The following is a 25,779-nucleotide window of genomic DNA, read 5'->3' on the forward strand; positions in this document are numbered from 1 at the left end:
CGTTCCACCCGCTCTCACGATGCCACCTAATCTCACGATTTCATCGAATGCGGCACATCCTTATCTCCGCCCAACCCCACACTTTCTGCCAAATAAGAATGTGACACATCACTATCTCCGCCCAACCCCGCCTTTCCTGCCAAATAAGAATGCGGCACATCGCTATCTCCGCCCGACCCCGCTTTTCCCGCCAAATAAGAATGTGCCACATCCTTATCCCGGCGACACTCGCCTCAACCGTCGCTCAACGCGTTTTCCACGCTCTTGCACGCTCGCCCAATGTAAAAGTCCGCGCGCGCATCGAACCCGATGCAACCGCAAGCCATGCTTCATCGACCAGCTCATGCAGCAGCTTGCGGGCATATTGCAGACTTATGCCTAATGGCACGCTTATGTCTTCAGGCGCGAACGGTCGCTGGTATCGTACGGCATGACCTATGATCTCGCGCTTAATTAAGGCGAGTTCGGACTGACCTCCCGCTCCGAAGTCGCCATACCATTTGCCCATGACCTGCAGCACGAACTGCTGGCACTTCCGCGGACGCTCTTTGATCATATCCAGCGGGATGCGGAACACCTTCCATCCGTCCAGCACCAACTGATTCTGCCTCTCCCGTTCGTACTCGAAGGAACGCCGATTCGCGTGCTTGCCGTGCGTGCCAAAATCGTCGATCTCCCAGTCGATGAAGTAAGGCGGGCGCACGTAAGCAAAGTCAAGGTAAAAAAAGCCGTCTCGATGACTCGGCACCTCGTACTCGGCATGCAGGAAATCGAAGTTGCCGTTCAATGGCCACCATACCTCCTTGGCAAATACCTTTTCCGACTCGCCGTGTCCTTCCAGAAGACGTCGCCGCGCTTCACCGGTTCGGCGTTTAGCTTGTTCGGCCAACCACATCGAGTATTGCTTTTCGAACACGTCCAAGCCATCCCCTCCCTTTAAAGCAAACGCAAAAAACCGCCAGCTCCAAAAGGAGAGGCGGTGTGCTTCACGCGCGTTTTATAGCTATAGCATATCCATTTCCATAAGTTTGTTCAAGAGTTAAACGTCAATCTTCGCAACCTCGTCCGCGTATGACCGCGCCAGCTTCGCCAGCGCCTTGAAGTCGCCGTCCGCGACCAGCTTCTTGTCCACCAGGTTGCCGCCCAGGCCGACGGCGACGGCTCCCGCGTCCAGCACGGAGCGGATGTTCTGCAGATTCACGCCGCCGGTCGCCACCATGGGGATGTGGTTCAGCGGCGCGCGGACTTCCTTGAGGTAACCGACGCCGAGGCTGCCGAGCGGGAATACCTTGACGGCCGAAGCGCCCGCCTTGTAGGCCGCCACGATCTCGGTCGGCGTCATCGTGCCCGGCCATACTTCGATGCCCTGCTCGACGCCGAAGCGGACGACCTCCAGATCCAGGTTCGGCGAGATGATGTACGCCGCGCCCGCCGCGGCCGCTTCCTTGGCCTGCCCCAGATCCAGCACCGTGCCGGCTCCGATCCGCATGCGTCCCTCATATCGCTCGCGGAACCGCGAGATCATGCCGAGCGCGCCGTCCGTGTTGAGCGTCACTTCGAGGAAGACGATGCCGCCCTCCGCCAGGGCCTCCGCGGTCGCGTCTCCCTTGTCCTCCGGAATGCCCCGGATAATGGCCACGATCTTGCTCTCCGCCAGCGACTTCATCAGCTCGCTCTGCTCTCTGCCCGTCGTCATCGCGCCAGCCAGCCTCCGTCCACGCACAGCACATGGCCGTTCAGATAATCGGACGCGGACGAGGCGAGGAATACGACCGGCCCCTTCATGTCCTCCGGCTGTCCCCAGCGACCCGCCGGGATGCGGTCGGTGATCGACTGGTAGCGGGCTTGGTCCGCGACGATCGGCGCCGTATTGTTGGTCGTCATGTAACCCGGCGCGATCGCGTTGACCTGAATGCCCTTGCTTGCCCACTCGTTGGCCAGCGCTTTGGTGATGCCCGCGACGCCGTGCTTGCTGGCCGTGTAGCCCGGCACGTTGATGCCGCCCTGGAATGTCAGCATCGACGCGATGTTGACGATCTTGCCGCTGCCGCGCGCGATCATATGGCGTCCGGCCAGCTGGCTCAGGAAAAAGACGGCGTTCAGGTTCAGGTCGATGACGTCGAACCAGTCTTGTGCCGCGTGATCGGCGGCCGGCGTACGCCGGATCGTGCCTGCGTTGTTCACGAGAATATCGATGCCGCCGAAGAACGCCAGCGCCTTCTCGAACACGCCACCGAGGCCGTCCAGATCGCCCAGATTCGCGGAGATCTGCTCGATCGTCCCGCCCGCCTCGCGCACGGCCGCCACCGTCGCGTCGCAGTTGGAGGATGCGACCGCGACGATCCTGGCGCCCGCCTCCGCGAGACCGATCGCCATCGCCTGGCCCAGTCCGCCGGACGCGCCGGTGACCAGCGCCGTCTTGCCGGTTAAGTCGAACAACATGGCTATATCATTCCTTCTCTTGGTTGATAAGTAATCTGACGCCCGCTTGCCGATACTGCGCCGCCGTCTCGGGCGGGATGCCCGCATCGGTAACGATGGCCTCGACCTCGGTCAGCTGCGCGAACGTGAACAGCGCACCCTGCCCGAATTTGTGATGATCCGCCGTTACGTAAGCCAGCTGAGCCGTCTCGATCAGCGCGCGCTTCATCTGGCTGAACTCGCCGGTATAGATCGTGAATCCGGAGTCCGGCTGAACCCCCGTCGCCGCGATGAACGCCTTGCGGATGTTGAGCTTGCGGACATAAGCGACCGCCTCGGATCCGACCAGCATGTTGCGGACGCGGTACCCGCCCGGGACGACGAGACGGATCGCCTCCTTGCGCACGAGCTCGCTGACGATGACGATATCGTTGGTCACGACGGTCATCGGCTGGTTCGGCAGCTGCCGGGCCATCTCCTGCATCGTCGTACCCCCGTCGAGAGCGACGATATCGCCCGGCTCGATCAGGGAGACGGCCAGCTTCGCGACCTCCGCCTTCTCGGCGGCATGCCGCGCGACCGGGTTCCTGGACGACAGAATGCCGAGCTGGTCCGCCTGCGCGAGCACGGCTCCGCCGTGCATCCGTTGAAGCAGTCCTTTCTCCTCGAGCTTGGCCAGATCCTCGCGGATCGTCTTCCCCGTCACTTCAAGCCGTTCGCTGAGCTCCGCCACCGTAACCTCGTTCGCGGCCAGCAGCATCTCCATGATCATCTCGTGTCTGCGCAGAGGGTTCATTCCGAATCTCCAATCCTAGCGATTTCCTTCTATTTTATATCCTTCATGGCGACTGCATCCATATCCTCGAAAATTTGATTCTCGCCCGCCATGCCCCAGATGAACGTGTAGCTGCTCGTGCCTACGCCGCTGTGGATCGACCAGCTCGGCGAGATGACGCTCTGCTCGTTGCGCACGGCCAGGTGACGCGTCTCCTGCGGCTCGCCCATGAGATGGAAGACGACGCCGTCTTCCGGCATATCGAAGTAGAAGTAGACCTCGGAACGGCGGTTGTGCGTGTGGCAAGGCATCGTGTTCCACATGCTGCCGTCCTTCAACAGCGTCATGCCCATGACCAGCTGACAGCTCTGGATGCCGCCGGTGTGGATGTAGCGGTAGATCGTGCGCTCGTTGGAGTTGGTCAGGCTGCCCAGATGGTTCGGCGAAGCCTCGCTGATCGCGGCCTTGACCGTCGGGTACGTCTTGTGGGCGGGCGTCGAGTTCAGATAGAACTTCGCCGGCTGCGCGCCGTCTTCGCTCGCGAACAGCACTTCCTTCGCGCCGAGGCCGATGTAAAGACAGTCTTTGCTTGCCATGGCGTACGTCTCGCCGTCGACCGTCACGGTACCAGCGCCGCCCACGTTGATGATGCCGATCTCCCGGCGCTCCAGGAAGGTCGCCGCGCCGATCGCCTTGGCGTCCGCTTCCAGCTTGACGACGCCCTTTACCGGCAGCGCGCCGCCGACGATGAAGCGGTCGACGTGCGTGTACGTCAGCGTCAGCTGATCCGGCTTGAACATCTCTTCGATCAGGAATTCCTCGCGCAGGCGCGCCGTGTCAAAAGCCTTTACTTCGCGTGGGTGGGATGCATAACGGTTTTCCATGAATAAGTACCTCCAAATGGTTTATTTATGTTCATATAAGTTTGTATGGGTTTATATTATACGAGGCTACGTTTATTTACAACCTTTAATCCATGCAAAAAAGCCATGAGGCACCATCCGCCGCATGACTCTTCACTGTAGCTTCATTCCATTCTATAGCTGCTCCGCGATCTGCTCCCACTCCGAGCGCAGGATGCCCATCATCAACCGGTCGTACGTGCGGCCATCCCGGCACACCGCCTCCCGTACCCGGCCCTCATGACGGAATCCCGCCTTCTCGTAAGCCCGGATGCCTCCTGCGTTGTATTCGATCACGTCCAGGCCGACGCGGTTCAAGTTCAGCTCGTGAAAAGCGTAGCGCAGGATCAGCCGCACGGCCTCCGTCCCGTAACCGCGATTGCGGTGGCGCTCTTCGCCGATCCCGATGGCCAGCATGCCCGCGCGATTGTTCCATTCGATGCCGTGTATGCAGACGAATCCGATCAGCTCGTCGTCCGCAAGCGTCCTGAGCCTGAAGTAAACTTCCCGATGGTCCGACTCCCCTTCGGATTCCAGCTGCTTCTCGGACACGGGCAGCGCGATATCGGTGTCCACGTTGCGCAGATAGTCCGCATCCTCCATCCATGCAGCCATCGTCTGGACATCCTCTTCTCTCCTTCCCGTCAGCTTCAGCGTCTTCCCTCTAAATAAGTTTCCGTTCAAAGACATGACGTTCTCCTTTGGCGTTTAGGGTCGGATATCCGACGATTTATCGAGCGACTTCACGCGCCTGCGCAGCTCGTCATACTTCATGCGGATGTGATCGCCCGGCGCCTTCAAGCGTCCCGTCCGCGTCACGAGAACGATGAGCCAGATCCCTGCGGCAAGCTGACCCAATCCGGTCAAGAGCGTGACGACGACAAGCGAGCTCACGTAACCGTTCAATCCAAACGGGAGCGCGAAGAGCATGACGGCGCCGAACGCGAAGCTGAGCTTCCACACCGCGCCGAAGGACCTCGTGAGCGCCCTGTCGCCCGCCCTCGCGGATATGCGCGAGAACCCGGCACAGATCCCGAACAGCATCGCCAGCGTGCAGATCGTCAGCAGCGCGATCGGCCATAGGTCGCTTAGCGCGTAGAGCTGCTTGTTGGACGTTAGACTCAGCTGCTCCGGTCCGAGACCCGCGAGCTCGGCGACCGATACCGGCAGCAGCAGAGCCGCCGCGGCCATGGCGATGCCGAAGCCGCCATGACGTCGGGACGCGCCCGATAGCCCGATTAACATCAATATAAAGCCAAGCGTATCGGGCAGCAAGTCGAAGCCGCCGATACGCAGATCGAACAGCGTCAAGCCGAGTCCCCAGGCGACCTGCGAGCAGGCAGTCCTCATGACTTATCCCTCCTCTGTTCGGACACGTATCGGCGCATCTCGGCTTCCGTCGGATACGGCGCTTGCTCGATGCGGACCGGCTGCGCCCAATCTCGCCCATCCGCATCCTTATATCGGAGCAAGGTCCGCATGGAGATAGGCGTCAGGCGGAGCGGAGAGCCGGGCGGAATCGTGAATCGGTAGGAGACGCTTAGCGATCTGCGGGCAGCCTCTTCACCCGAGGGAGAAGACTGGCCTGTGCCGCCTCGGAGTTCATATTGAAAACTCGAACCGAGTTCTCCCAGATACGCGGAAGAAAGGCCTGTCAGCGTGACGAATTTGTCGGTTGTAAACACGGCGTTGCCAGAGCCGTCATTGGAGCTGCTTCCGCCGGCATATTTTAAAGGATCGCCTTCGCTTTGGGGCTTATCCCGGTACACGATCATTTCCCCGATCTCCATCCGTGCATGCGTACCGTCGTTAAAATACACGTCCATCGCGCGAATCGTCCTCGGATCCGCCTCTCTTGAAGCGGGCTCCGCCGCAAGACTCTCAAAATGACCCATCATGCGATAAAGGGCCTGGTGTCGGAATGTCATATATTCATAGACCGGTTCAAACCGCAGATTCGGAAGCGACGCTTCGGCAACGCTTACCGGAACCCGTCGATCCTCGATATTGGCAATGTAGTAAAGAAAGAACGAGTCCCCGGGCGCGTCGGTCACCTCGATCCGGTGCGACAGGAAGCGGGCATGCGGCAAAAGGCTCTTCGCATGGACGTAAAGGTTGTTGACCCAACTGACTACGATGACGATCGCGACAGCCAGCCCCAGTACGCGATATCGAAGAGGAATAGCTTCCTGCATCGAGGATAGCGGCGTGCGAATCGGCGGCGGGTTATCCAACCGGCCCCCTCCTCTCCGTCCAAGACGTCCGTACGTACCCGAGTCTCATGCCTGCGCGCTCCATATTCCGATGGCTCCGGGAGAGGTACGAGCACTGGCTCACGGCTATCCTGCATCCGTGGACATAGGCGTCATGGATCCTTCTCTCTAACAGCCTGCCGTGCAGTCCCAGTCCTCTGTAGTCCGGCAAGGTGGCAGCGAAGGTCAGCGACGCTCTCCCGGATTGCATAAAAAGAACGCCGACAGCCGCAGGATGACCCTCCACGCAAGCCAAGTAAAACTTCCAGCCGGGTCGGCGGTACAGAATCCGATTGTTCGCGGCGACGTGCGGGATGCCGTCCTCCGGCAAGCCGGTGCCCCTGCAGTGGACGGTCGCGTACAGCTCGAACTCGTCTTCGCCAAGCTCGCGCACCGAGATAGGCCCCGGCTTAGCTTCGCTTATCGGGCGAGGTTCGACGATCAAGGACGCATGATGGGCCGAAGGATAACAGCCTAGTTCGGACAGACGCGCCATTAGCGCCTGATCCGCCATCCCGGGAACCGCTTCGAATTGAACGAGGCGCCCTCTTTCCTTATAAAAAGAGATGATCGCTTCGATGTGACCGATTGAACTCCCCGTCAATCCCTTCACCGTATTGAATGCCGGCCAGGGCATGGTCCGGCTGTAGTAACAGACGGCTTCCCCGAACCGCGCGATCTCGACGCCTTCGGGATTGCCGGGTCTCCCCCGGATCGCAAGCATGCGGTCCGTCATATAATCGATCTCCGAATCTTCAATCTCCCGGACGAGCGCGATCGACGGCAATAAGGCGTCCAAGCATGGAACCCCCTCCAACTTCAATAACATTCCCCTTGATTTTACCACTCCTTCTCCGTTTAGCGACCATTATTTTCCTACCTGGCTCGTCCCTGTTTTCCCGGAAAAACGCGAGATGACGAATACGATCGGAATGTAAGCAAACACCAAGTACTCCCCCGTCTTCATGTACAGCGAGATGATGCGTCTGGTATCCCCCGGATCGTCGACCAAATAAAACAAGATCAAAAATCCAATCAAAGCGCCTGCAAGGGAGATTCGCGGCCGTATTCGCAGCTGCTGCTTGAGGCTATGGCAGGCGGCCCACAGGCCGACCGAGATATTCGACACCATTTTCAGCAGCCACATGTTAAGCACCACGTATTCGAGCCGCTGCATGAGCGGCACGTGGATGATGGAGACGACGCTGAGCGTTGGCCACACGGTCTCCTTGAGCTGCTGCGGACTGAAGTACATGAGCGCGAGGAGCAGCATGAGGATATAAATAAAAGCGGCGGCACCGGCGGCACCATAGGACCATTTGGAGGACCGGCCCCCTTCCTTGATGTACGGAAAGACGGCCATCAGCACCAAGCAGCCCAGAAATTGACGGGCCATCAGTCGGGTGGAATCGAAAAGTTCGGCTGCGCTGTGATCGAGGACGGGCGTCATATTGTGCGGATGCAAATAAGGCAGAACCGGCAAGCACTGCGGCAGGACGAACAAAAAAATGCTGAGCGTCCCCCAGAAGCAGATGCCCGCGACCGTCTGAATCCCGCCGGACACCGTGTAATACAGCAAGGCGAATATGCAAATGACAAGCGGCCATTGATTCATTTCGGGAAAAATCCAAACTTCGATAACTTGCAGGTAAAAACGCAAAGTAACGAACGCGCCCCAAAGAAAGTAGACGACGAAGCACACGTTGAGCGCCGCGCCGATCGCCTTCCCGAAATACCGCCGGTTGACGTCCACGAGATTAGCCCCCGGCGGCGCCTGCCGCGAGAGGATGCCGTACATCATCCAAATCATGAGCACGACGAACAAGGAAGCCGCCAAGACCGCGATCCAGCCGTCCTGGCCCGAAGAAGCCGACACGTATCTCTGAAAATCCATGAGACCCGCTCCGACCAAACTCACATAGAGCAGGAAGAACAAATGGATGGGAGAGAGCGTAAACTTATCGCTTTTCGGACTGTCCATATCGCGCCCCCCCATGCTTAATCGATAATTCCGCTCTGTAACAGCTTTACGCTGACGCGTACTTCGGTCTTCATGGACGGATACGCCTCGTAGAACGCGACGCTATCCCAGCCCCGCCGGTGCGTACGGACGAAGTCGCCGAATCCGATCGGGTCAACCCGGAGCCCTTGGCACTTGGCGATGAAGTCGGACATGCCGGTCTCGACGTAGCGCTTGATTACCCGCTCCAGCCGTTTCGCTTCCGCCTCGTTTTCTATTTTCACCGTCTCCGATATGCTCTTGATCATCACGGTCATCGCAACCCGAATCCGGATGGACGGGACGGGCCCCGCCGATACGAGCTTAAACTTGGGGTGCGAGGATAACACGCGCAGCAGCAAATAGGGCTGGGAGCCGCCGGACGCTCTCAGCTTGACCAGCAGCGAGCCTTCGCGGCTTCGCTCGGACAGCAGCTTCAGGTACAGAACCTCCGCTTCCCGCGCGACCGCGACGACGCGGTCATCCTTGAACAAGGCGACGCCGCCGAGCTGCGCCCGATGCTGTTTGTTGATCGTGATATAGGGCAAGAAGATGTCGCTGCCGGTTCCGTGATACCCGTACAAAATCTGCTGTAAATTCTGCCCTTTTAAATTGGCGGTCTTGGTGTTTTGCCAGATCATGTTCATCAGAAACAGGGTATCGTCCGTATTGGAGGTAGCCCGCATCGCCTCCAGCGCGGTCGTCTCCGATACGGCCAGCAGGCAGCGGCTTTGAACCTTGACGTCGCGCGACAATATTTTCAGGACGTCCCCGATCCCGTGCTCCGCGTACGATCGCCCGAACAGCATCATTTTCATCTGCCCGTATTCGATCGGCTTGTTGGTCTCGAGATTCAGCTGCGGCATCATATCGAAGCTGTTCGTCGAATCCGACTCCAGCAGTTTGATCTTGGTCTTGTCCTTGTCCGTATACTCGCCGACCTGCAGGCTCGTGACGATATGTCCCTCCGCCCTGTCATAGCCGGCCGTCTGGACCAGCGCGATCCGGTCCACGATCTGAGAGCTTCCGCACCCGCCCGCGGCGAGCGTCAGCAGTCCAAGAGCCGCGACCCGCCTGACGGTATTCCGACGTCCACGCATGCCCGCCATCACTCCTCGTCAAAATCGTTGCTTTTCCGCTCGGCCTCCGGCTTGTATCGAATTCTGGACCGAGGCTTCAAGTAAGAAGGGCGCGTGCCGGTGACGGCATACGACGGCCGGATCAGACTGTCCTTCATGTCCTTGACCCTGACAGGGAAAAAGGGGACGGTATACGGATACCCCAGAGAACGCAGCCTGGACAGGTGCACGAGCAGGAAGCATACGGCAATAGCGATACCGAGACTGCCCCAGACGGCGGCGAGCAGGATGATCGGAAAGCGCAAAAAACGGATTGCGTTCGACATTTTGTAGATCGGCGTGACAAAGGACGTGAGCGCCGACAGCGATACGATGATGATTAATATGTTGCTGGTCAGCGACGCTTCTACGGCCGCCTGCCCCAAGATGATGCCGCCTACGATTCCGAGCGACTGGCCGATGCGGCTGGGCAGGCGAGCGCCGGCTTCGCGCAGGAACTCGACGGTAATCTCCAGGAAGAGCGCCTCGAGAAAGGGCGCGAACGGAACGTTCTCCCTCGAGTAGATCAGCCGGCCGAGCAGCTCCTTGGGGATGACTTCATAATGGTACGTCATCAGCGCCACGTAAAAAGAAGAAGCGAACAGAGAGAAAATGACGCCGAAGATGCGAATCATCCGGAAAAAGGAGCCGAGAATCCATGGCAAGAAATAATCCTCGGGCGACAAGAAAAAATCGAATAGCGTAGAAGGTCCTGTAATGAAATAAGGCGACCCTTCGCTGATGACCGCTACCTGTCCGGTGATCAAGGCATACACGACCCTGTCCCTCCGCTCGGTCGTCGTGAACAGCGGGAAGGGCGTCCTCGAATTGTCCGAGATGATCTGATCGAGCTGCGAGGTATCGAACACGACATCGAAATCAATGGCCCGAAGCCGCTTTTCCATCTTGGCGACGTTCTCTTCGTTCGCTACGCCGTCGATGTACATCAACGCCACTCTCGAACGCGAGATGCTGCCGACCAGGATCTCCTTCAGTACGAGGTCGGGCGTGTTCAACTGAGCGCGCAGCAGATGAATGTTGGTATCGAGATCCTCGATGAAGCCGATCTTGGGACCGACGACGCTGAACTCCATGTCCGTCTCGTTGCTCGAGCGCAATCCCTTCTTGGCCGGGACCGGAATGAGCGCGCAGGGCCCCTCCGGGTCCGAATCGCGATACACGAGCAGGCATCCCTTAAAGATCTGCTCCCGCACGCGCTCCGGATCGGGGTCGGTCTCGAGGCCGTCCATGGGCACATGCGCGAGCAATCCACGCAGATCGCCGATCTCCTCCGTCTGCGCAGCGGTTTGCAGCGCGTGCAGCAGGTGGCCGAGACCTTCGACGTCGATCAAGGTCTTATAATAGGAGAAGCTGAAACTTTCCTTGCCTGTCGATAGAGGCGTCGTCACGAAATCCGTGGAGCGCTTGCAGCTATCCAGGATGGAGGCCATGCTGTACGCCTGTTGATTCGGCATTGTCATCCCCCCGTTTGCCGGCCCTAGCGTATCTTTCCAGTAGTATCCTTTTATCCGGAGCCTTTATGCACATGGGGCATGCAAAAAGGCTCCGCCAACCAAGCGGGACGCTTGATCGGCGAAGCCTAAACGGCAGGAAACCGCGTGCGACTAGGAAGCCAGGTACAGTAAGAGCTCGCTCAGCCGCGCTTCACCAGCCGCTGTCGCTGCGCTTCGAATAGCAGCACGGTGGCCGCCATCGCGACGTTGAGCGATTCGGCATAACCGGTCATCGGGATAATGACCGGGCGGTCGATGAGCGCTTGGGCTGCCGGCGACAAGCCGGCGCCTTCGTTGCCGAACAGCAGCCAGACGCCGCTCCCGGTCAGATCGAGATCGTAGCAGGAGTATTCGGCCTGCAGGCTGGTGCCGTACAGCACGGCGCCATGCGCCTTGGCTTCGGGCAGCAGCCCGGCCAGGTCGGCCTCGATCGTCGGCACGCGGAAGAGCGAGCCCATCGTGGCGCGCAGCGTCTTGGCATTGTACAGATCGGCCGTGCCCCGGCCGAGCACGACGGCGGCCGCACCGCTCGCCGCGGCGCAGCGCACGATCGTGCCGACATTGCCGGGGTCCTGCACGCCGTCCAGCACGACGACCGGACCACGGCCCCGCGGGTCGGCTGAGCCGCTGGGTGCGTCGGACGAACCCGGCGCCCCCTCCATTGCGGCTCCGCCGAAGAGCGCGGAGGTATCCGCGCCGTTCTTGAGAGCCACCGCGAACACCGGCTGCGGCGTCTCGGTCTCGCTGCACTTGGCGATGATGTCCGGCGAGGCGGGGATCCACTCGGGGCCGACGCGGCCTGACGCGGGATGCGAACCGTCCCGCTCCGCGTAAGGCCGCAGCTCGTCCGGCAGGCCGCAGCCCTCGTCGAAAACGATCGCCTCGAGCGGCCATCCCGCCGCCAGCGCCTCCAGAACCAGGTGGACCCCCTCGAGCTTGAAGCGTCCGCTCTGCTGCCGGTATTTGCGCTCCGACAGCTTGGCCCATCCCTTCACCCGCGGGTTGGCGAGCGAGCTGAGCGCCGGCTCATAGCTTGGCATAGGCTTGCTCCAATCGGTTGAGCTGCTCGTTGCCGCCGACGATGACGAGCACGTCCGTGCGCTCGAGCGCGTGATCCGCGCGGGGCGTCACGTCCATCTGCTGTCCGCCGTGCTTGATCGCCATGACGTTGCAGCCGTACTTCACGCGAAAGTCCAGTTGGCGCAGCGTCTTGCCCACCATGTTCGAGGGCACCTGCAGCTCCACGATGCTGTAGTCGGGAGAGAGCTCGATATGCTCCAGAATGTTCGGCGAGATCAGTTGATGCGCGACGCGCAGTCCCATATCCCGTTCGGGGAAGACGACCTTGTCCGCGCCGATCTTGTTCAGTACCTTGCCGTGAAGCTCCGTCTGCGCCTTCACGATGATCCGCGGCACGCCCAGATCCTTCAGGATGAGCGTCGTTAGAATACTGGCCTGGATATCCTGGCCGATCGCGACGACGACGACGTCCAGGTTGCGGATGCCGAGCGCCCGAAGCGCCTCCTCGTCGGTGGAGTCCGCGGATACCGCGTGCGTGACGACGTTGGCCATCTCCTGCACCCGCTCCTGGCTCTCGTCGATCGCGAGCACTTCATATCCCATCTCCGCCAAGTATCGCGCGACGCTCGATCCGAACCGTCCGAGACCGATGACGGCGAATTGCTTTTTCCCTTTGGCCATGCCGAAGGTTCCTCCTCGTCCTTGCCATTCCGGCTTGCTTTCGATGTTTTCCATTATAACACGGACATGCCCGCCGGATAACCGCAAGTGTGTGCGGAGACGCTAATCATCGCGGCGGGCCCTGCCCATCGGGGTCTGCGGACGACTGCTTCGAGGAGGATCCAAGCCGTGAACATCACGTTGCGGGAAGCGATCTACAAACGCGTGGAAGGCAAGAGCAAGGCGGAGCTGCGCGCGACGATCGACGATGCGATCGGCAATGCCGAGGTCACGCTGCCCGGCATCGGCGTATTGTTCGAGCTGATCTGGTCGCACAGCAGCGAGGAAGTCCGCGAACAGCTCGTGGATACGCTTCACGTGCAGCTCGCGGCGCGAACAGTACCCGCTGACGCGGCATCTGCAGTACAGGCTGCAACCTAAGCCGTCAGCTGAACTTGAGCCGTCACGCGCGATAGTCCCGCGCCTGCCAGACGACGGCTCCCTCGACGAGGGTGTCCGTCACCACGGGCACCCCGCCGATCTGCCGGACGACCAGCAGGTCCGCGAGCTTGCCCGGCTCGATGGAGCCGAGTTCTCCGGCTCTCCCGAGCGCAGTTGACGGCGCCAGCGTCGCCATGCCGACAGCCTGGTGCAGCGGGATTCCCTTGGCATGCATCTCGAACAACGACTGCAGCAGGGACGCCGGATGGTAGTCGGAGCATACGATATCGGCGGCTCCCGCCCTGACGGCTTCCAGAGCCGTCAGGTTGTTGTCGTGCGATCCGCCGCGCACGATGTTCGGCGCGCCTACGCATATGTTCATGCCCCGTCCGGCAGCGTATGCGGCGGTCTCCAGATTCAGCGGGAATTCGCTCACCGTCGCGCCGTACGCGATGGAGCGGTCCGCTTGCTCGGGCGTATCGTCGTCATGCGAAGCGACGGCGATTCCGTGCGCCCGCGCCAGCGCGGTCAACGCCCGCAGCTTCGACCAGTCGACCTGCGATCTCCGCTCCTGCAGCTCCGCCACGATCCGCGCGCACTCCTCCGCGTCGACGCCCTGATTTTTCATGACATACCGCTGGAATGCGCCCGGTCTGCGGTACTGACCTTGCCCCGGGGCATGATCCATCAGCGACAGGTAATCGATCTTTCCTTCGCGGATCAGCCGCTCCGCGAGCGGGAACCCCGTCAGATGCGAGACCTCGTATCGCAGGTGAATCCGATGACGAATCATCGATCGCTGAGCGCTGATCCGCTTGATCGTGTCGATCATCTCCGACACGAGATGCTCGCCCCGGAGGCTGAGACCGACGCCGAGCGACAGCGAATGGTACATCGTCGTGATCCCGTGCCCCGCGAGCTTGCGCTCGAACTGCAGGAACGCCATCTCCATCGGAAAAAGCGTGTTGGGGCGCGGCTCGGTCTCCTTCTCGATCGCGTCGCAGTGAATATCCACTAGACCGGGCAGTACAAAGGCGCCGTCGGCATCAATGATCCGCGCACCCTCATGCACGTCCTCGCCGCGTCCAATGCGCGCGATTCGCCCTTCCTCCACGACCACGTCCGCCGTCTCGATGCCGTCCGGCAGCACGACGGTGCCGTTGCGAATCCATAGCTGGTTACGTTTCATTTCCCCGCTCTCCCCCGACTGTTCCATTTGCTTTATGGATAGTATTCCACAATCGAAGGCTTGGGGGCAACAGAGGTTACTGAGGGGTGCTTGGAAAGGCGTACTTGGAAGGCGTGGTAAGTAGGTGTTCCAGGTAAGCGTGCAATGGAGGCGTGGTTGTGGGGGGTCAGTGTATGAGGAGGACAAAAGGGCCGCGCGGGGCGGATCGCCTTCACTACGAGAGGCGATGCGGACTGTCGGACTACCGCAGAGCGGATCGCCTTCACTACGAGAGGCGATGCGGCCTGTCGGGCTGCCGCAGAGCGGATCGCCTTCACTACGAGAGGCGATGCGGCCTGGCGGGTCGCCGCAGAGCGGATCGCCTTCACGACGAGAGGCGCTGATGCGAACGCCCGCCGACTCTGCGTGCACAGCAAAAAGCCCGGACGGCGTCTAATCCGTCCGGGCGATTCCATTGCCCAGGAAATTACTCGAAGCCGCCCTCCGGCATGATCGCCGGACGCTCGGCCAGCGGTTCGAGCGCGATGTGGCGGTCCTCGGCAGACGCCTGGAGCAGCCCGTTCATCGTCTCGAGCACGTGCAGCGCCAGACGGCCGGATGCCCGATGCGGACGATCCTCCGCGATCGCGCGCGCCATGTCGATGACGCCGATGCCGCGCATGTTGTCGTCGTAACCGAATGCGAGCGACACGTCCTCATAGTCGCCGCCCGGCTTGCGGAGCTTGACGGGACCGCCGAACGTATTCGGGTCCGGAACGCGCAGCGTGCCTTCGGTGCCGTGGATCTCGATCATGTTGGTCAGATTCGTGCCTGCGGCGACGTCGAAGCTCGTGATCAACGTGCCTACCGCGCCGGACTCGAAGTCCAGAACGCCGGCGATATGCGTCGGCGTCTCGACCGGAATACGCTCGCCCTTCTTGGACCCGCTGCCGATGACGCGCTCTGGCAACGAGATCGATGCGGATGCGGTGACGCGGCGGATGCCGCCCAACAGGAAGACGAACGCGGTCAGGTAGTACGGACCCATATCGAACAGCGGGCCGCCGCCCTTTTGGTAGAAGAACACCGGATCCGGATGCCAGGCTTCCGGGCCGCTGCCCATCATGAAGCCCGTCGCAGCGATCGGCCGTCCGATCGCGCCTTCGTCGATCAGCTTGCGGCAGGTCTGGATGCCGCCGCCCAAGAACGTCTCGGGCGCGCACGCGATGCGCAGCCCCTTGGACTCGGCCAGCGCGACGACGTCGCGGCCGTCCTGGAGCTCGACCGCAAGCGGCTTTTCCAAGTATACGTGCTTGCCCGCTTCGAGCGCGCGGCGGCTGATCTCGGCATGCGAGGCCGGGATGGTCAGGTTGACGACGATGTCGATATCCGGGTCGCCGAGCAGCTCCTCGACGGTGTATGCCTTCGGCACGCCGAACTCCTGCGCGCGCGAGCGGGCCCGCTCGACGTCGATGTCCGCGCAAGCCACGACCTGCACGTCGGACGATGCCGTCAGATTCTTTAAGTAAATGGCGCTGATGTTGCCGCAGCCGATCAAGCCGATCCGATTTTTGCTCACGCTCATCATCATACTCCTTAGGAAGTGTTTAATCGCTTTCATTATAACGCTTGCCCGCCATTCGTTGTTGTCCGATCTTTGTTCGATTTGGGTCTACGCGAAAAAAACGATTGCGGAACGAAAACATGCGGTCTATAATTATGGATATAAAGAGTCTATAATATCAATAAAAGGAGAATGCGTATGGAATCGTTGCTTTATGACGCGGCTATTATCGGAGGCGGACCTGCGGGGTTAAACGCGGCGCTGATGCTGGGAAGAGCCAGGAAAAACGTGATCGTGATCGACGAGGGGCTTCCCCGCAACCGCGTGACGCATGAGTCTCATGGATTTCTGACCAGGGACGGCATAAAGCCGGACGAATTCAGACGCATCGCCGTCGAACAAATCCAGGCTTACCCCTCCGTCCGGTTCAGCGCGGATATCGCCGTCGATATTGCCGGAGCGGACGGCGACTTTACAATTTCCACCAGGAGGGGAGATGCCTATCATGCAAAAAAGCTATTGTTCGCCGTCGGCAAAAAGGATCGGCTGCCGGAGATCGAAGGGCTGACCGACGTATACGGGAAAAGCGCATTCGTCTGCCCTTATTGCGACGGCTGGGAGCTGCGCGACCGTCCGCTCGCCGTCATCGCCAAAGGCGCTGGCGCGCATCACTTCGCCAAGACGATCTCGGGCTGGTCGGATCGCATCGCGCTTTGTACCGACGGCCCCGACGAGCTGACCGAGGAACTGCGCGGGGAGCTGCGCGTCCGCGGCATTCCGCTGTATGACGCGCCGATCCGCCGGATCGTCTCCGCCGACGGCTTGGTGAGCCGGATCGAGCTGCAAGACGGCGCCTCCGTCGCCTGCACCGGCATTTTCTTTGCGCCGACGCTTGTACCGGGCTCCGACCTGCCTCAAGCATTGGGCTGCGAGCTGACCCCTACGGGCAGCGTGGCCACGTTCGATACTTTTGGAAAGTCGAGCGTACCGGGCGTGTACGCGGCCGGCGATATCGCAACCGAGCTGTATCAATTAATTACTGCCGCATCTATGGGCGCGATGGCCGGAGCCGGCATCAATGCCGAGCTGCTGGCGGAAGCCTGGGAGGCTCGAGGACGAGCGGTCCGTCACTAATTCCTGACCTACCGATGCCATAAAAAGACGCCCGGAACAGCCGACCATCGGCAGTTCCGGGCGCTTACTGTTTACGATGCTACTGGAGCGTAAAAGCGTAAGGCGTGCCGCTGGTTGGAAGCCGATTCGTCCCGGAATCGTTCGCGACGTAGCCGAGGCATATCGTCATTCCGGGTGCCAGGCCGAGCGAAGCAAGCGGGATCGCAGCCTCCAATACGGTATCGTTGCGGACGAACGCAGATGCGCCTAGCGTGCCTGCGAGCGTCCAGGACCAGCTGTTGCTCGCGCCGGAATAGGCGAACAGGTTTTGATTCTCGAGCAGCGCGTCGATGCCGCCCGAGGTCCAGCCGACGGGGTTGAAGCCGCTGGATGCGGCATTGTCCGTATTCAGATAGAACTGGCTTTTGACGTTCAGGCCGCTGCCCTGCACGAGCAGGTACAGATGGGTGCCGTCGTTCTTGGCCTTGAGCGCCGTCACCGTGCCGCCCGCCGCAGAATTCAGCGCGGCCACCGAGCTCCAATCGGCGGCATTGCCGTCTATCGCGATCGTCGTCGCAGCCTGCGGCGTCGCGTTCACGGAGGCGGACTTCGCCGATTCGTTGCCGCTCGCATCGACGGCGGACACCTGAAAGGCATATGTCGTACCGTTGGTCAGTCCGGTCGCCGTATACGCAGCCGCGGCGATCGGAGTCGCATTCTGCTTGACTCCCCCGCGGTATACGAAGTATCCGGCCAGATCGGGCTCGCTGCCTGCCGTCCAGGCAAGCGAAGCCGTCCCGTTGCCCGCGGAGACCGTCAGACCGGCAGGGGCGGCCGGCGCCGTCGTGTCCGGCGTCGGCTGCCCGCCGCCGATCGTATAGCTAGGCAACGCGGCTCCCGTCCCCGGCAGCCGGTTGGTCGCCGAATCGTTCGAGATATAGCCGACCCGTACCGTCGCGCCGGAGGTCAGGTTCAGCGTCGCTAGCGGGACGGACAGTTCGACGACGCCCGCATTGCGGACGAACTCCGACGCGGACAGCGTCCGGACGTTCGTCCACGACCAGCCTGCCCCATTGTTGCGATAGACGATGTTATTTTCGATCATGTATTCGGCGCCGCTCTCCGAGCCGCTCGCCGTCCAGCCTGCAGCGTTGTAGCCGGTCAGCCGATTGTTGTCCGTATCGAGGAAAAACTGGCCTTTGACGTTCAGCCCGCTGCCCGTCGCCAGCAGGTACAGGTTGCCGGAAGCGTCGGCCGCCTTGAGCGACTGCACGCCCGAGGTACTCGCAGCCAGCGCCGCCTTGCCCGACCAATCCGCCGCCGCGCCGTCGACGACGATCGCGGAGCCGCTTCCTGCCGTCGGCGTCGCGGTCACGGCCGCGCTCTTGGCGGACTCCAGTCCGCCCGCACCGATCGCCGTCACCTGATAGCTGTAGGACGTTCCGTTCGTCAGTCCCCCGTTCGTGTAGCTCGTGCCGGCGATCGGCGAGCCGTTCACCTTCGCGCCGCCGCGGTACACATTGTAGCCGGAGACGCTTGGGTCCGCGCTAGCGTTCCAGGAGAGCGCCACCTGCGCGTTGCCCGCCGTCGCAGCGAGCCCGGTCGGCGCAGCGGGGGCCGTCGCGGCCTGAGGAATCGCGGATACGGCCGCGCTTTTGGCGGATTCTGCCCCCGACGAATTGACCGCCGCCACCTGGTAGCTGTAGGACGTGCCATTGGTCAATCCGTTATTCGTGTAGGATAGGGTGGAGACAAGGGAGCCGTTCAGCTTCGTGCCGTCCCGGTATACATTATAGCCCGCCAGGTTGGCTTCCGAATTCGGGCTCCAGGAGAGCGCGACCTGTCCGTTGCCCGGCTGCGCGACCAGCCCCGCTGGCACTGCGGGCACCGCAGGCGTGCCCGGCACGGTGAACTTCACGGACGAGCCGCCGAAGTTGGCGACGCGGAACCAGGTCCATATCTCCTGACCGGCCATGGCTCCGGGGAAAATATAATCCGCGTCGAACGCCAGCTCGGCCGAGTTGCCGGATTGCTTGATTTGCACCGGCCAGCCGTTGTTCGTAATCGTCGTCGTCGGGAACTTGAACACGTCCCCTTGCCCCTCGACGTGTGGCGCCAGATACGCTTTGTTCGCATTTTCAAAGTAAATCCGCGAATCCGGCGTGATCGGCCAGGCGACGCCCTGCCAGCCCGCGCTGCCCTTCTTGTCGTAGTCGAAATAGATCATTTCGCTTTGCAGGTTGAACGCGGTTTTGGCGTCGATTTTCATAAAGAACTTGTCGCCCGCAAACTTGGCGTACACTTTGGTGATGCCCTTGGCATTGGTCCCCGCGGGATCGCTGTAGACCGGCGTCTCGCCGGACCAGTCCGAGAAGCTGCCGTCGACGTTGAATCCGCCGTACAGGTCCGTCGGATGCGTCCCGGCGAGCGACGCTTCGGGATAGCCCTCCGCATCCAGCCAATTTTTGGCGTCGCCGTACATATTGGTAAAGTTCGTCGCGCCGCTCACGTCGTAGCCCATGTACCCGCTGTTCACGACGACCTCGTTCATCCATTTGGCGGTGCTGCCCGAAGGGATCGTAAAGTCGCAGATGATAATGTTGAAGCCGTCGGACTGGTTCGCCTGCGCGTTCATGTAGTCCTTCCAGAAGCCTCCGAAGTTATCCCGGCCGCGATACGTCGGCGAAGCGGGGTTCGTGTTCCAGTTGTCGGCGAAGGCCGGATTTTCGTCGTAAAACTTGGAGCCGGACGTAATATACGGATTGTAATACCAGGATTCCGTCAGGAAAATGTTGATCGCATGACGGTAACGGGCCCCAAACTGGGAGGTACCTTCGTCCGGATTAAAAAACCAGTAGCCGCGGTTGGCCGCCACGACCTTGGTCGGATCGACCGCCTTGACGGCCTCGACCAGCTCTACCATCCCCTTGGCCGTGAAGCCGAAGTTGCCCCGCGGTCCCCAGGAGGTCGTCGGTCCCGCGCCGCCGACCGGATCGGGCGTGTCGACCGTATCCAGGAACACGCCGTCGTAGCCCGCGTCGTGCTCCAGCTTGTCGGTCATGAACGCGATTAGTTTTTTCCACGTCGGATCGCCGCCGTTGATATAGCCGCCGCCGTACGTTTTGTTCGTATCGACGACGCCGTCGCCGTTCTTCCAGTAGCCGCCGTACAGATAGCGGGAATCGTTCACCCACGTTCCTTGCTGGTCCAGGTACCAAGGCATGAGTCCCTTGTTGCCCCAGGTCAGCAGGCTGCCCGTCGACGAATAGTCGCTCGCGATCGAGATGCCCGTATAGCCGTTGTAGCCGGAATTGTACGTTCCGTCCGGCAGCGCTCCGCCTTCGACGTTCACATAGCTGCCGGCGGCGTTGTAGTTCCACGGATTCGGTCCGTGCAGCGGTCCGCTCGGTCCGGCGTAGTCGGCCGGCAGCAAGCCGACGTCCTTGCCGTTCTGGATCGTCATGTTCCCGGTAAATCCGGTGAATACGCTCGAAGTGGCCAGCTCTCCGACCGAGATATAGGCCAGCACGATGACGTCGTCGGCCGTGCCGAGCGCGCCGTCCGTGCCGCGTTTCACTTCGTTCACCTGATTCGGCGTAAACGTCTCGAAGTAGAACTGGTTTTTCGCCACGTTGACGATGCGGATGGTCGGTTCCAGAATGACGAGATCGTAAGTCTTGAGCGTATTAAGCTGTGTCTGGGTGGCCGTATTCGTGCCGTACCAGATCATGACGCGGCTGTTGGCGTTAAGACCGGGTACCTTGCCGTAGATCGGGTCCTTGCCGATAGCGGCGTAAACCTGGTGCGGACCGCGGACCAGCAGGGAGAACGGTGCGGCAAGCAACAGCAGGCACAGCCATGCCAGCATCGACTTGCGGGTGCTGCCTTGGATAAAAGGCGACATTTTACTCACGCTCCTTTTTAGGTGTGAAGCATCGGTTAAACGCTTTCAAATCGAGCGGGCATCACCTCCTTCGCAAAATAAAAAGAGCCGTACCTGCTAAAGTACGGCTCTTCGGTTGGTTCGCTCAGATCGATAGCCAGCGCGAGAGCATCGCGACAGCTTGCGCGCGGCTGACGATGCCGGCAGGCGCGAGCGCGGCACCCGGCAGCCCGTTCACCAGGCCGCGGTCGATCGCAAAGCCTAGCGCAGTCTCCGCCCAAGGCGCGGCGTCGCCGCCATCGTCGAAGGCGGGCCGCTCTTCGACCGAGGCAAGGATCTCCTCGCCTGGATGCGCCGCTGCGTACGCGCGCAGCAGCATGACCGCGGCCTCCTGGCGGCTGATTGCGTCCGACGGAACGAAGCGGCCGCCGTCTCTGCCCTGGATGATGCCGGCCGCGGCCGCCGCTCGGACGGCGGGCGCATAGTAGGCGTCGTCCGGAACGTCCGCGAACGAAGGCGCGTCGGTTGGCGCCGCAAGTCCGGCCGCCTTCGCGAGCATCGTCGCGAATTCGGCCCGCGTCACCGCGCGCCGCGGCTCGAACCGTTCTCCGCCGACGCCTTGGACGATATGCTTCGCCGACAACGACTTGACTTCGGCCGCGGCCCAATGCCCGGACGACACGTCCGCATAGGTGCGATCGTAGGTCAGCACCGCGTACGCGCTAAAGTGCTTCACCTGCGCCTCGATCGTATCGCCGTCCTGCCTTCCGCCGACATATTCGGGTCCTCCGCGCTCGGGGATCGCGTACATGCCCGCCAGCGTGCGGTCGGCCGCAGGGGACAACTTGAGCTTCAGTATCGCCCCTTCGCCGAACTGCTTCAGCGGCGTCTTGACGCCGCCGGGACTCCGTATGCCGAGCTCCAGCTCGTATGCGGCCCCCGCCTGACGATAGACGGCGCCCGAGGCGGATATGGCGCCCAGGACGTCCGCGACCGCTGCGTCCGCCGGCTGCCTGGCGAGATAAATCTCGCCGCCCTGCCAGCCGGCTTCCGCGCGAAGCTCGGCCAGCCGCTTCATGACGGCCGGGGGCAACGCGAGCGCGAAGCTGTCGTCCATGAACGACAGCGATCCCTCTAGCCCGATAGCCGCGTCCGCCGGCACCCGCACCTCGGTCTTGCCGGAGGCGATCGCTACGGTCGATACGCCGTTAACCGGCGACGGGAGCGACGCGACCTGCTGCATGCCGTCCGGCGCCGCCGGCGCAGGCGTCGGCGATCCAGGCGCCGCCGTCGGCCCCGGGCCGTCGGACGGCGACGGCGTCGGAGCCCCCGCCACTCGGATCGTATCCAGCGCGGACCAATCGTCGCCGCGATCCCCTTGGACCGCGAGCTGGATGCCGGGCTTCCCCGTGTCCGGGTCCAATATGCCGACCAGCACCCGGTAGTCTCCGCTCGCGAGCCCTGCCGGGATCTTCAGCGGCAGCGTCGCGTCGTAGTCGCCGGGGAGCCAGCCGCGAATATCGACGGCAGCCGCCTCCGTGACGCTCGATGCGACGACCCGGCCGTCCGCATCCGCCAGCGCCACGGCGACCGGCCAGTCGTAATAGAAAGGCGCGACGCCTTTGTTCGTCCACTGCGTCTTTAACTCTACCGTGCTGCCCGCGCCCGCTTCTCCGACATGCTTCGCCTTGTTCAGCACGTAGCGGTAGCCGATCGTCTTGCGGAACGTATCCATATTTTCCTGTACTTCCTGCGTAATTCCGTCCTTGCCGACTTCATAGTCCGCGGGCGCGGACGGCCCCAGCCAAGACGTATGGGATAGCCGGGCCTCCCTCAGCGACTCGATGATGCTGCCGTCGTTCAGCGACAACAACGGATTGCCGCTCGTGAATTCGCCGCCGGAGAAGCTCGTCTTCCAGAAGTCCGGCATCTTGGACGCCGCCTGGACTTCGGCCGCGCTCTCGCCCGGTTCGATATACAGGCCGATATCCGACCAGCCGTCGCGAACCCAGCCGAGCCAAGATTCCGTCGAGCCCTTGTCTCCGAACACGTCGTTGAATAAGCCGAGTCCGCCAGCCGCGGCGATGGGGAACGGCTTGCGCATGCCGAGCAGCTTGCGCTTGAAGCCGTCCAGGTAGTGCTGAACGTACTGGTCGGATACGGCGACGTTCGGGAACTTGCCGGACAGCGGCTCGGGATAGTTGTGGAACTCGCCCCAGTGCCCGAGCGATCCGATCTGGACGTAGCCGACGCGCGGATCTTCGTCGTATCGGGCGGCGAACGCCGCGATCAGCCGTTCGTGCTCCGCGAGCAGCGCCGGGAGATTATAGTTCGGGGCGAAGCCCGCGCCGATCTCGGCCGAGTTATACCACTTGCCTGCCCCTTCGGGGGACCCCGCCGCCGCGACCAGCTCGTCGTACAGCCAATCGGGTATGTCCTTGTGCGCAGGATCGGACGTCGGCGTGTCCATGACGATGCGCAGGTTGATCTTTTTGCCGAGGCTCGCCCAGTAGGCGAACTGGTGCTTTTCCTCGATGCCGTCCCAGTCGAATTCTCCCTTGACCGGCTCCAGCTCCCGCCAGCTGATGCCGGCGTACACCATGCTGTGCGATTGGGCATACGGCTCGCCGAGGCTCTTTTTCGGAACGTCACTCGCCCAAGCGACCCAACCGGTGTAGGGATTGTTCAGCACGTCGAACGATTCCCGCGGATAATAGGTGCCTGCCTCGGACGGCTGCGCGATCCGCGCCTTCACCTCCAGCATCGGCCGTCCCGCGCCTGGCAGCGCCATCACGTTTTTCGCCGCATAAGAGACCTTAAGTCCGCTAACCGCTGACGCCCCGATCTGATCCAGATACAGGTATACGAGGTCGCTCGTCGCCTCCGGCACATTCTGAACCTTGCCCGAAACCGTCCATCCGGTGACGTCATGCCGGTACAGCGTGTTGCGCGATATTTTGTAATCGATGCCTCCGCCCGGCCAGCGCGCATCCTGCACGCCCGTCGAGCCGTCCCCGTCGGCATCGATAAAATATTCGTTCTGCGTGTTCAGTCCGCTGGCCTGCGCGAGAAGGTACAGCTTGTCGGCATCCCGGACGGCTCGCAGACGCATCGATCCGCCGCCCGACACCGCTTTGTTGTCGACGTCGGACCAGTCGCCGTCCTGCCCGTCGACGGCGATCTGCGCGCCGTTCTCGGACAGGGCGGCCGGATAGCGTGCGACGCTAGACGCCGCAGGCGCGTAGTCGGCGCCGACGCCGAGCGCGACGCGCACCGTAGAAGACGCTTGCCACCCGCTCATATCGACGGCCGCCTCCAGCACGCTCTCCCCGGCTGCCGCATAGACGCTCGACACCACGCTTTCAGCGGGGCCGAGCTCCTCCCAGCTCCAGCCGCTGCCCGTACTCTTGAAGGCCGTGCCGTTCTGCACCAGATAGTCGGCGCCCGTACCGGCATACTGCCAGCCCTGATGTCCCGTAGCCGGATCGTTGTCCGCATCGATGAACCAGTTTTTCTCGCCCGTCAGATCGCTGCCGTGCGCGATCATGTACAGCTTGCCGTTTTTCGAGAAAGCCGACAGATCGCGGATATTGCCCGTGCCGGACGCGACCGGCCGGATGGTCGACCACTCGGCATCGTTGCCGTCCACCGTCACGCGGGGCAGCGACGGGAGAATCTTGGCGGCCTGCGCGGCCGGCGCCGGCGCGTACACCTCGCCGACGTTGAATCCGATATAGAGCGGAGCCGGAGTAGTCATGCCGAGCTCCCCGAGCGGGACCGACATCTCGATGACCTTCGCATCGCCCGATCCGGTCTCGGCGTACTGCATGCCGTCCGCGGCGAGCGGGCTCCAGCCCCATCCGCTGCCGGTGCTGGCGTACAGCGTACCGTTCTCCAGCATGAAGTCGAAGCCGTAGTCCGACCACAGCCAGTTGGTCGTGAAGCCCGTGTCCTTGCTATGGTCCGTATCGATAAAGACATCGTTCCAGTCGCCCATCCTGCCGCTGACCATGACGCTGAGCGTGTCTCCGCCTGCCGCGGCGTACAGCCGGGTCAGCCCGTCGGCGGACGCGGCGACCGGCTCGGATCCGGACCAATCCGCGGGATCGCCGTCGATCGCGATGTCGGGGTCCGGCCCGAAGGCGGCTGCCTCGGCTTCCACGGCAAGCATCGGCTTGCCCGGGTCCGGCAAGAACGCGTTGGACGCCGGCTCGGCATAGGCCGCCTTGAGCGGCGCCGACGCCGGCAGTCCGAGCAGCCCGAGGTCCACCGCCGCCTCGGCGATCGTGCCCGTGTTGCCGTATTCCGCAGCGCCGGCCGCCGCCCACGTCCCGTCCGCATACCGGTATACCTGCGTGCCGACGATCCGGTAGTCAATGCCGCCGGCATCGCTCCATGCAGGCTCAGGCGCGCCCGTGGCCGGATCGCCGTCCGCGTCGATCAGGAAGACGCCTTCCGGATTCACGGCGGTTCCCTCGGCCAGCAGATACAGCTTGCCGCCGCGCTGCACGGCCTTGAGCAGGCTGAGCGCGCTCCCGCTGCCCGCTTCGTCGGCCGCGATCGCGTCCCACTCGGCCGGTGCGCCCGTGAATCTGGCGGTCGCTTCCGGAGCCACGGCTCCCACGGGCTCCACGGCCGCCGGCGCCAGGCCCGCCGCCAAGGTCATCGCGAGCCCGGCCGCAAGCCATCGCCTTGCGCGCGAACGCTTTTTACGCATGCCATGAGCCTTCTTATCCATGCCGTGAGCCTTCTTATCCATGCCTTCATCCTTCTTATTCACGCCTTCATCCTCCTCGAACCGTCAGGGAATAAGCCATTTAGGCAAAAGAAAAGACAATGGGTCGGCAGGCTTTGACAGACAGAATCAAAGTTCGATGCGGTTCCCATTGTCTTCGTGTTATTCGTGTTGCGAAGCCTGGCCTACGGAGCTCGAGCGTCCGCCGGCGTCT

General features: G+C 62.0%; 20 protein-coding genes. 2 read left to right on the forward strand and 18 right to left on the reverse strand.

Annotated elements, in window-relative coordinates:
- Positions 1-244: 244 nt before the first annotated feature.
- The 14 genes from PQG80_RS24240 to PQG80_RS24305 form a co-directional block, all read right to left on the reverse strand.
- Positions 245-922 (reverse strand): DNA-binding response regulator, encoded by a 678-nt coding sequence (locus PQG80_RS24240; protein ID WP_271754255.1) that lies wholly within the window; start codon positions 920-922, stop codon positions 245-247.
- A gap of 117 nt (positions 923-1,039) precedes the next feature.
- Positions 1,040-1,696 carry a bifunctional 4-hydroxy-2-oxoglutarate aldolase/2-dehydro-3-deoxy-phosphogluconate aldolase gene (locus PQG80_RS24245; RefSeq protein WP_271754257.1) on the reverse strand — a complete coding sequence of 219 codons (657 nt, stop codon included), beginning with the start codon at positions 1,694-1,696 and terminating at the stop codon, positions 1,040-1,042.
- A complete protein-coding gene (kduD, locus tag PQG80_RS24250) occupies positions 1,693-2,442 on the reverse strand; it encodes a 2-dehydro-3-deoxy-D-gluconate 5-dehydrogenase KduD (protein ID WP_271754258.1) in 750 nt (249 codons plus the stop codon). The genes PQG80_RS24245 and kduD overlap by 4 nt, the downstream gene beginning before the upstream one ends.
- A gap of 7 nt (positions 2,443-2,449) precedes the next feature.
- Complete coding sequence (locus PQG80_RS24255; protein WP_271754259.1) at positions 2,450-3,217, reverse strand: DeoR/GlpR family DNA-binding transcription regulator; 768 nt, start codon at positions 3,215-3,217, stop codon at positions 2,450-2,452.
- A gap of 29 nt (positions 3,218-3,246) precedes the next feature.
- Positions 3,247-4,080, reverse strand: coding sequence for a 5-dehydro-4-deoxy-D-glucuronate isomerase (gene kduI / locus PQG80_RS24260; protein ID WP_271754260.1), 834 nt, complete (start codon positions 4,078-4,080; stop codon positions 3,247-3,249).
- Between the two features lie 153 nt (positions 4,081-4,233).
- The gene (locus PQG80_RS24265) at positions 4,234-4,788 is read right to left on the reverse strand and encodes a GNAT family N-acetyltransferase (protein ID WP_271754261.1); all 555 of its coding nucleotides are present in this window, start codon (positions 4,786-4,788) and stop codon (positions 4,234-4,236) included.
- A gap of 18 nt (positions 4,789-4,806) precedes the next feature.
- Positions 4,807-5,448: a hypothetical protein gene (locus PQG80_RS24270; protein ID WP_271754262.1), complete on the reverse strand. Its 642-nt coding sequence runs from the start codon at positions 5,446-5,448 to the stop codon at positions 4,807-4,809.
- Positions 5,445-6,332, reverse strand: coding sequence for a hypothetical protein (locus tag PQG80_RS24275; RefSeq protein ID WP_271754263.1), 888 nt, complete (start codon positions 6,330-6,332; stop codon positions 5,445-5,447). The genes PQG80_RS24270 and PQG80_RS24275 overlap by 4 nt, the downstream gene beginning before the upstream one ends.
- The gene (locus tag PQG80_RS24280; protein ID WP_271754264.1) at positions 6,325-7,149 is read right to left on the reverse strand and encodes a GNAT family N-acetyltransferase; all 825 of its coding nucleotides are present in this window, start codon (positions 7,147-7,149) and stop codon (positions 6,325-6,327) included. Before PQG80_RS24280 ends, PQG80_RS24275 begins: the two co-directional genes overlap by 8 nt.
- A gap of 69 nt (positions 7,150-7,218) precedes the next feature.
- Positions 7,219-8,346 (reverse strand): GerAB/ArcD/ProY family transporter, encoded by a 1,128-nt coding sequence (locus PQG80_RS24285; RefSeq protein WP_334219847.1) that lies wholly within the window; start codon positions 8,344-8,346, stop codon positions 7,219-7,221.
- A gap of 2 nt (positions 8,347-8,348) precedes the next feature.
- Positions 8,349-9,449 carry a Ger(x)C family spore germination protein gene (locus PQG80_RS24290; RefSeq protein ID WP_271754266.1) on the reverse strand — a complete coding sequence of 367 codons (1,101 nt, stop codon included), beginning with the start codon at positions 9,447-9,449 and terminating at the stop codon, positions 8,349-8,351.
- Positions 9,450-9,457: 8 nt separating this feature from the next.
- On the reverse strand, positions 9,458-10,942 hold the full coding sequence (locus tag PQG80_RS24295; protein ID WP_271754267.1) for a spore germination protein: 1,485 nt from the start codon (positions 10,940-10,942) through the stop codon (positions 9,458-9,460).
- A 179-nt stretch (positions 10,943-11,121) separates the two neighbouring features.
- Positions 11,122-12,021: a TrmH family RNA methyltransferase gene (locus tag PQG80_RS24300; protein WP_271754268.1), complete on the reverse strand. Its 900-nt coding sequence runs from the start codon at positions 12,019-12,021 to the stop codon at positions 11,122-11,124.
- Positions 12,008-12,736: a potassium channel family protein gene (locus PQG80_RS24305; protein WP_271754269.1), complete on the reverse strand. Its 729-nt coding sequence runs from the start codon at positions 12,734-12,736 to the stop codon at positions 12,008-12,010. Before PQG80_RS24305 ends, PQG80_RS24300 begins: the two co-directional genes overlap by 14 nt.
- A gap of 114 nt (positions 12,737-12,850) precedes the next feature.
- On the opposite strand from PQG80_RS24305, the gene sspI reads away from it, so the two are divergent.
- Positions 12,851-13,102 carry a small acid-soluble spore protein SspI gene (gene sspI, locus PQG80_RS24310; RefSeq protein ID WP_271754270.1) on the forward strand — a complete coding sequence of 84 codons (252 nt, stop codon included), beginning with the start codon at positions 12,851-12,853 and terminating at the stop codon, positions 13,100-13,102.
- Between the two features lie 22 nt (positions 13,103-13,124).
- Here sspI and PQG80_RS24315 read toward each other — a convergent pair whose 3' ends face one another.
- Both PQG80_RS24315 and PQG80_RS24320 read right to left on the reverse strand, forming a co-directional pair.
- On the reverse strand, positions 13,125-14,291 hold the full coding sequence (locus PQG80_RS24315) for an alpha-D-ribose 1-methylphosphonate 5-triphosphate diphosphatase (RefSeq protein ID WP_271754271.1): 1,167 nt from the start codon (positions 14,289-14,291) through the stop codon (positions 13,125-13,127).
- Between the two features lie 466 nt (positions 14,292-14,757).
- Positions 14,758-15,849 (reverse strand): Gfo/Idh/MocA family protein, encoded by a 1,092-nt coding sequence (locus PQG80_RS24320; protein ID WP_271754309.1) that lies wholly within the window; start codon positions 15,847-15,849, stop codon positions 14,758-14,760.
- Between the two features lie 183 nt (positions 15,850-16,032).
- Between PQG80_RS24320 and PQG80_RS24325 the strand changes: the two genes are divergently transcribed.
- Complete coding sequence (locus PQG80_RS24325) at positions 16,033-16,968, forward strand: NAD(P)/FAD-dependent oxidoreductase (RefSeq protein WP_271754273.1); 936 nt, start codon at positions 16,033-16,035, stop codon at positions 16,966-16,968.
- Positions 16,969-17,047: 79 nt separating this feature from the next.
- Here PQG80_RS24325 and PQG80_RS24330 read toward each other — a convergent pair whose 3' ends face one another.
- Positions 17,048-20,851 carry a fibronectin type III domain-containing protein gene (locus PQG80_RS24330; RefSeq protein WP_271754274.1) on the reverse strand — a complete coding sequence of 1,268 codons (3,804 nt, stop codon included), beginning with the start codon at positions 20,849-20,851 and terminating at the stop codon, positions 17,048-17,050.
- Between the two features lie 124 nt (positions 20,852-20,975).
- Entirely contained in the window at positions 20,976-25,610 is a 4,635-nt protein-coding gene (locus tag PQG80_RS24335) for an S-layer homology domain-containing protein (RefSeq protein ID WP_271754275.1), read from the reverse strand.
- Between the last annotated feature and the right edge of the window lie 169 nt (positions 25,611-25,779).

Origin of the sequence: Cohnella rhizoplanae, assembly GCF_948329515.1 — a bacterium.
In the GTDB taxonomy this organism is placed as follows: Bacteria; Bacillota; Bacilli; order Paenibacillales; family Paenibacillaceae; genus Cohnella; species Cohnella rhizoplanae.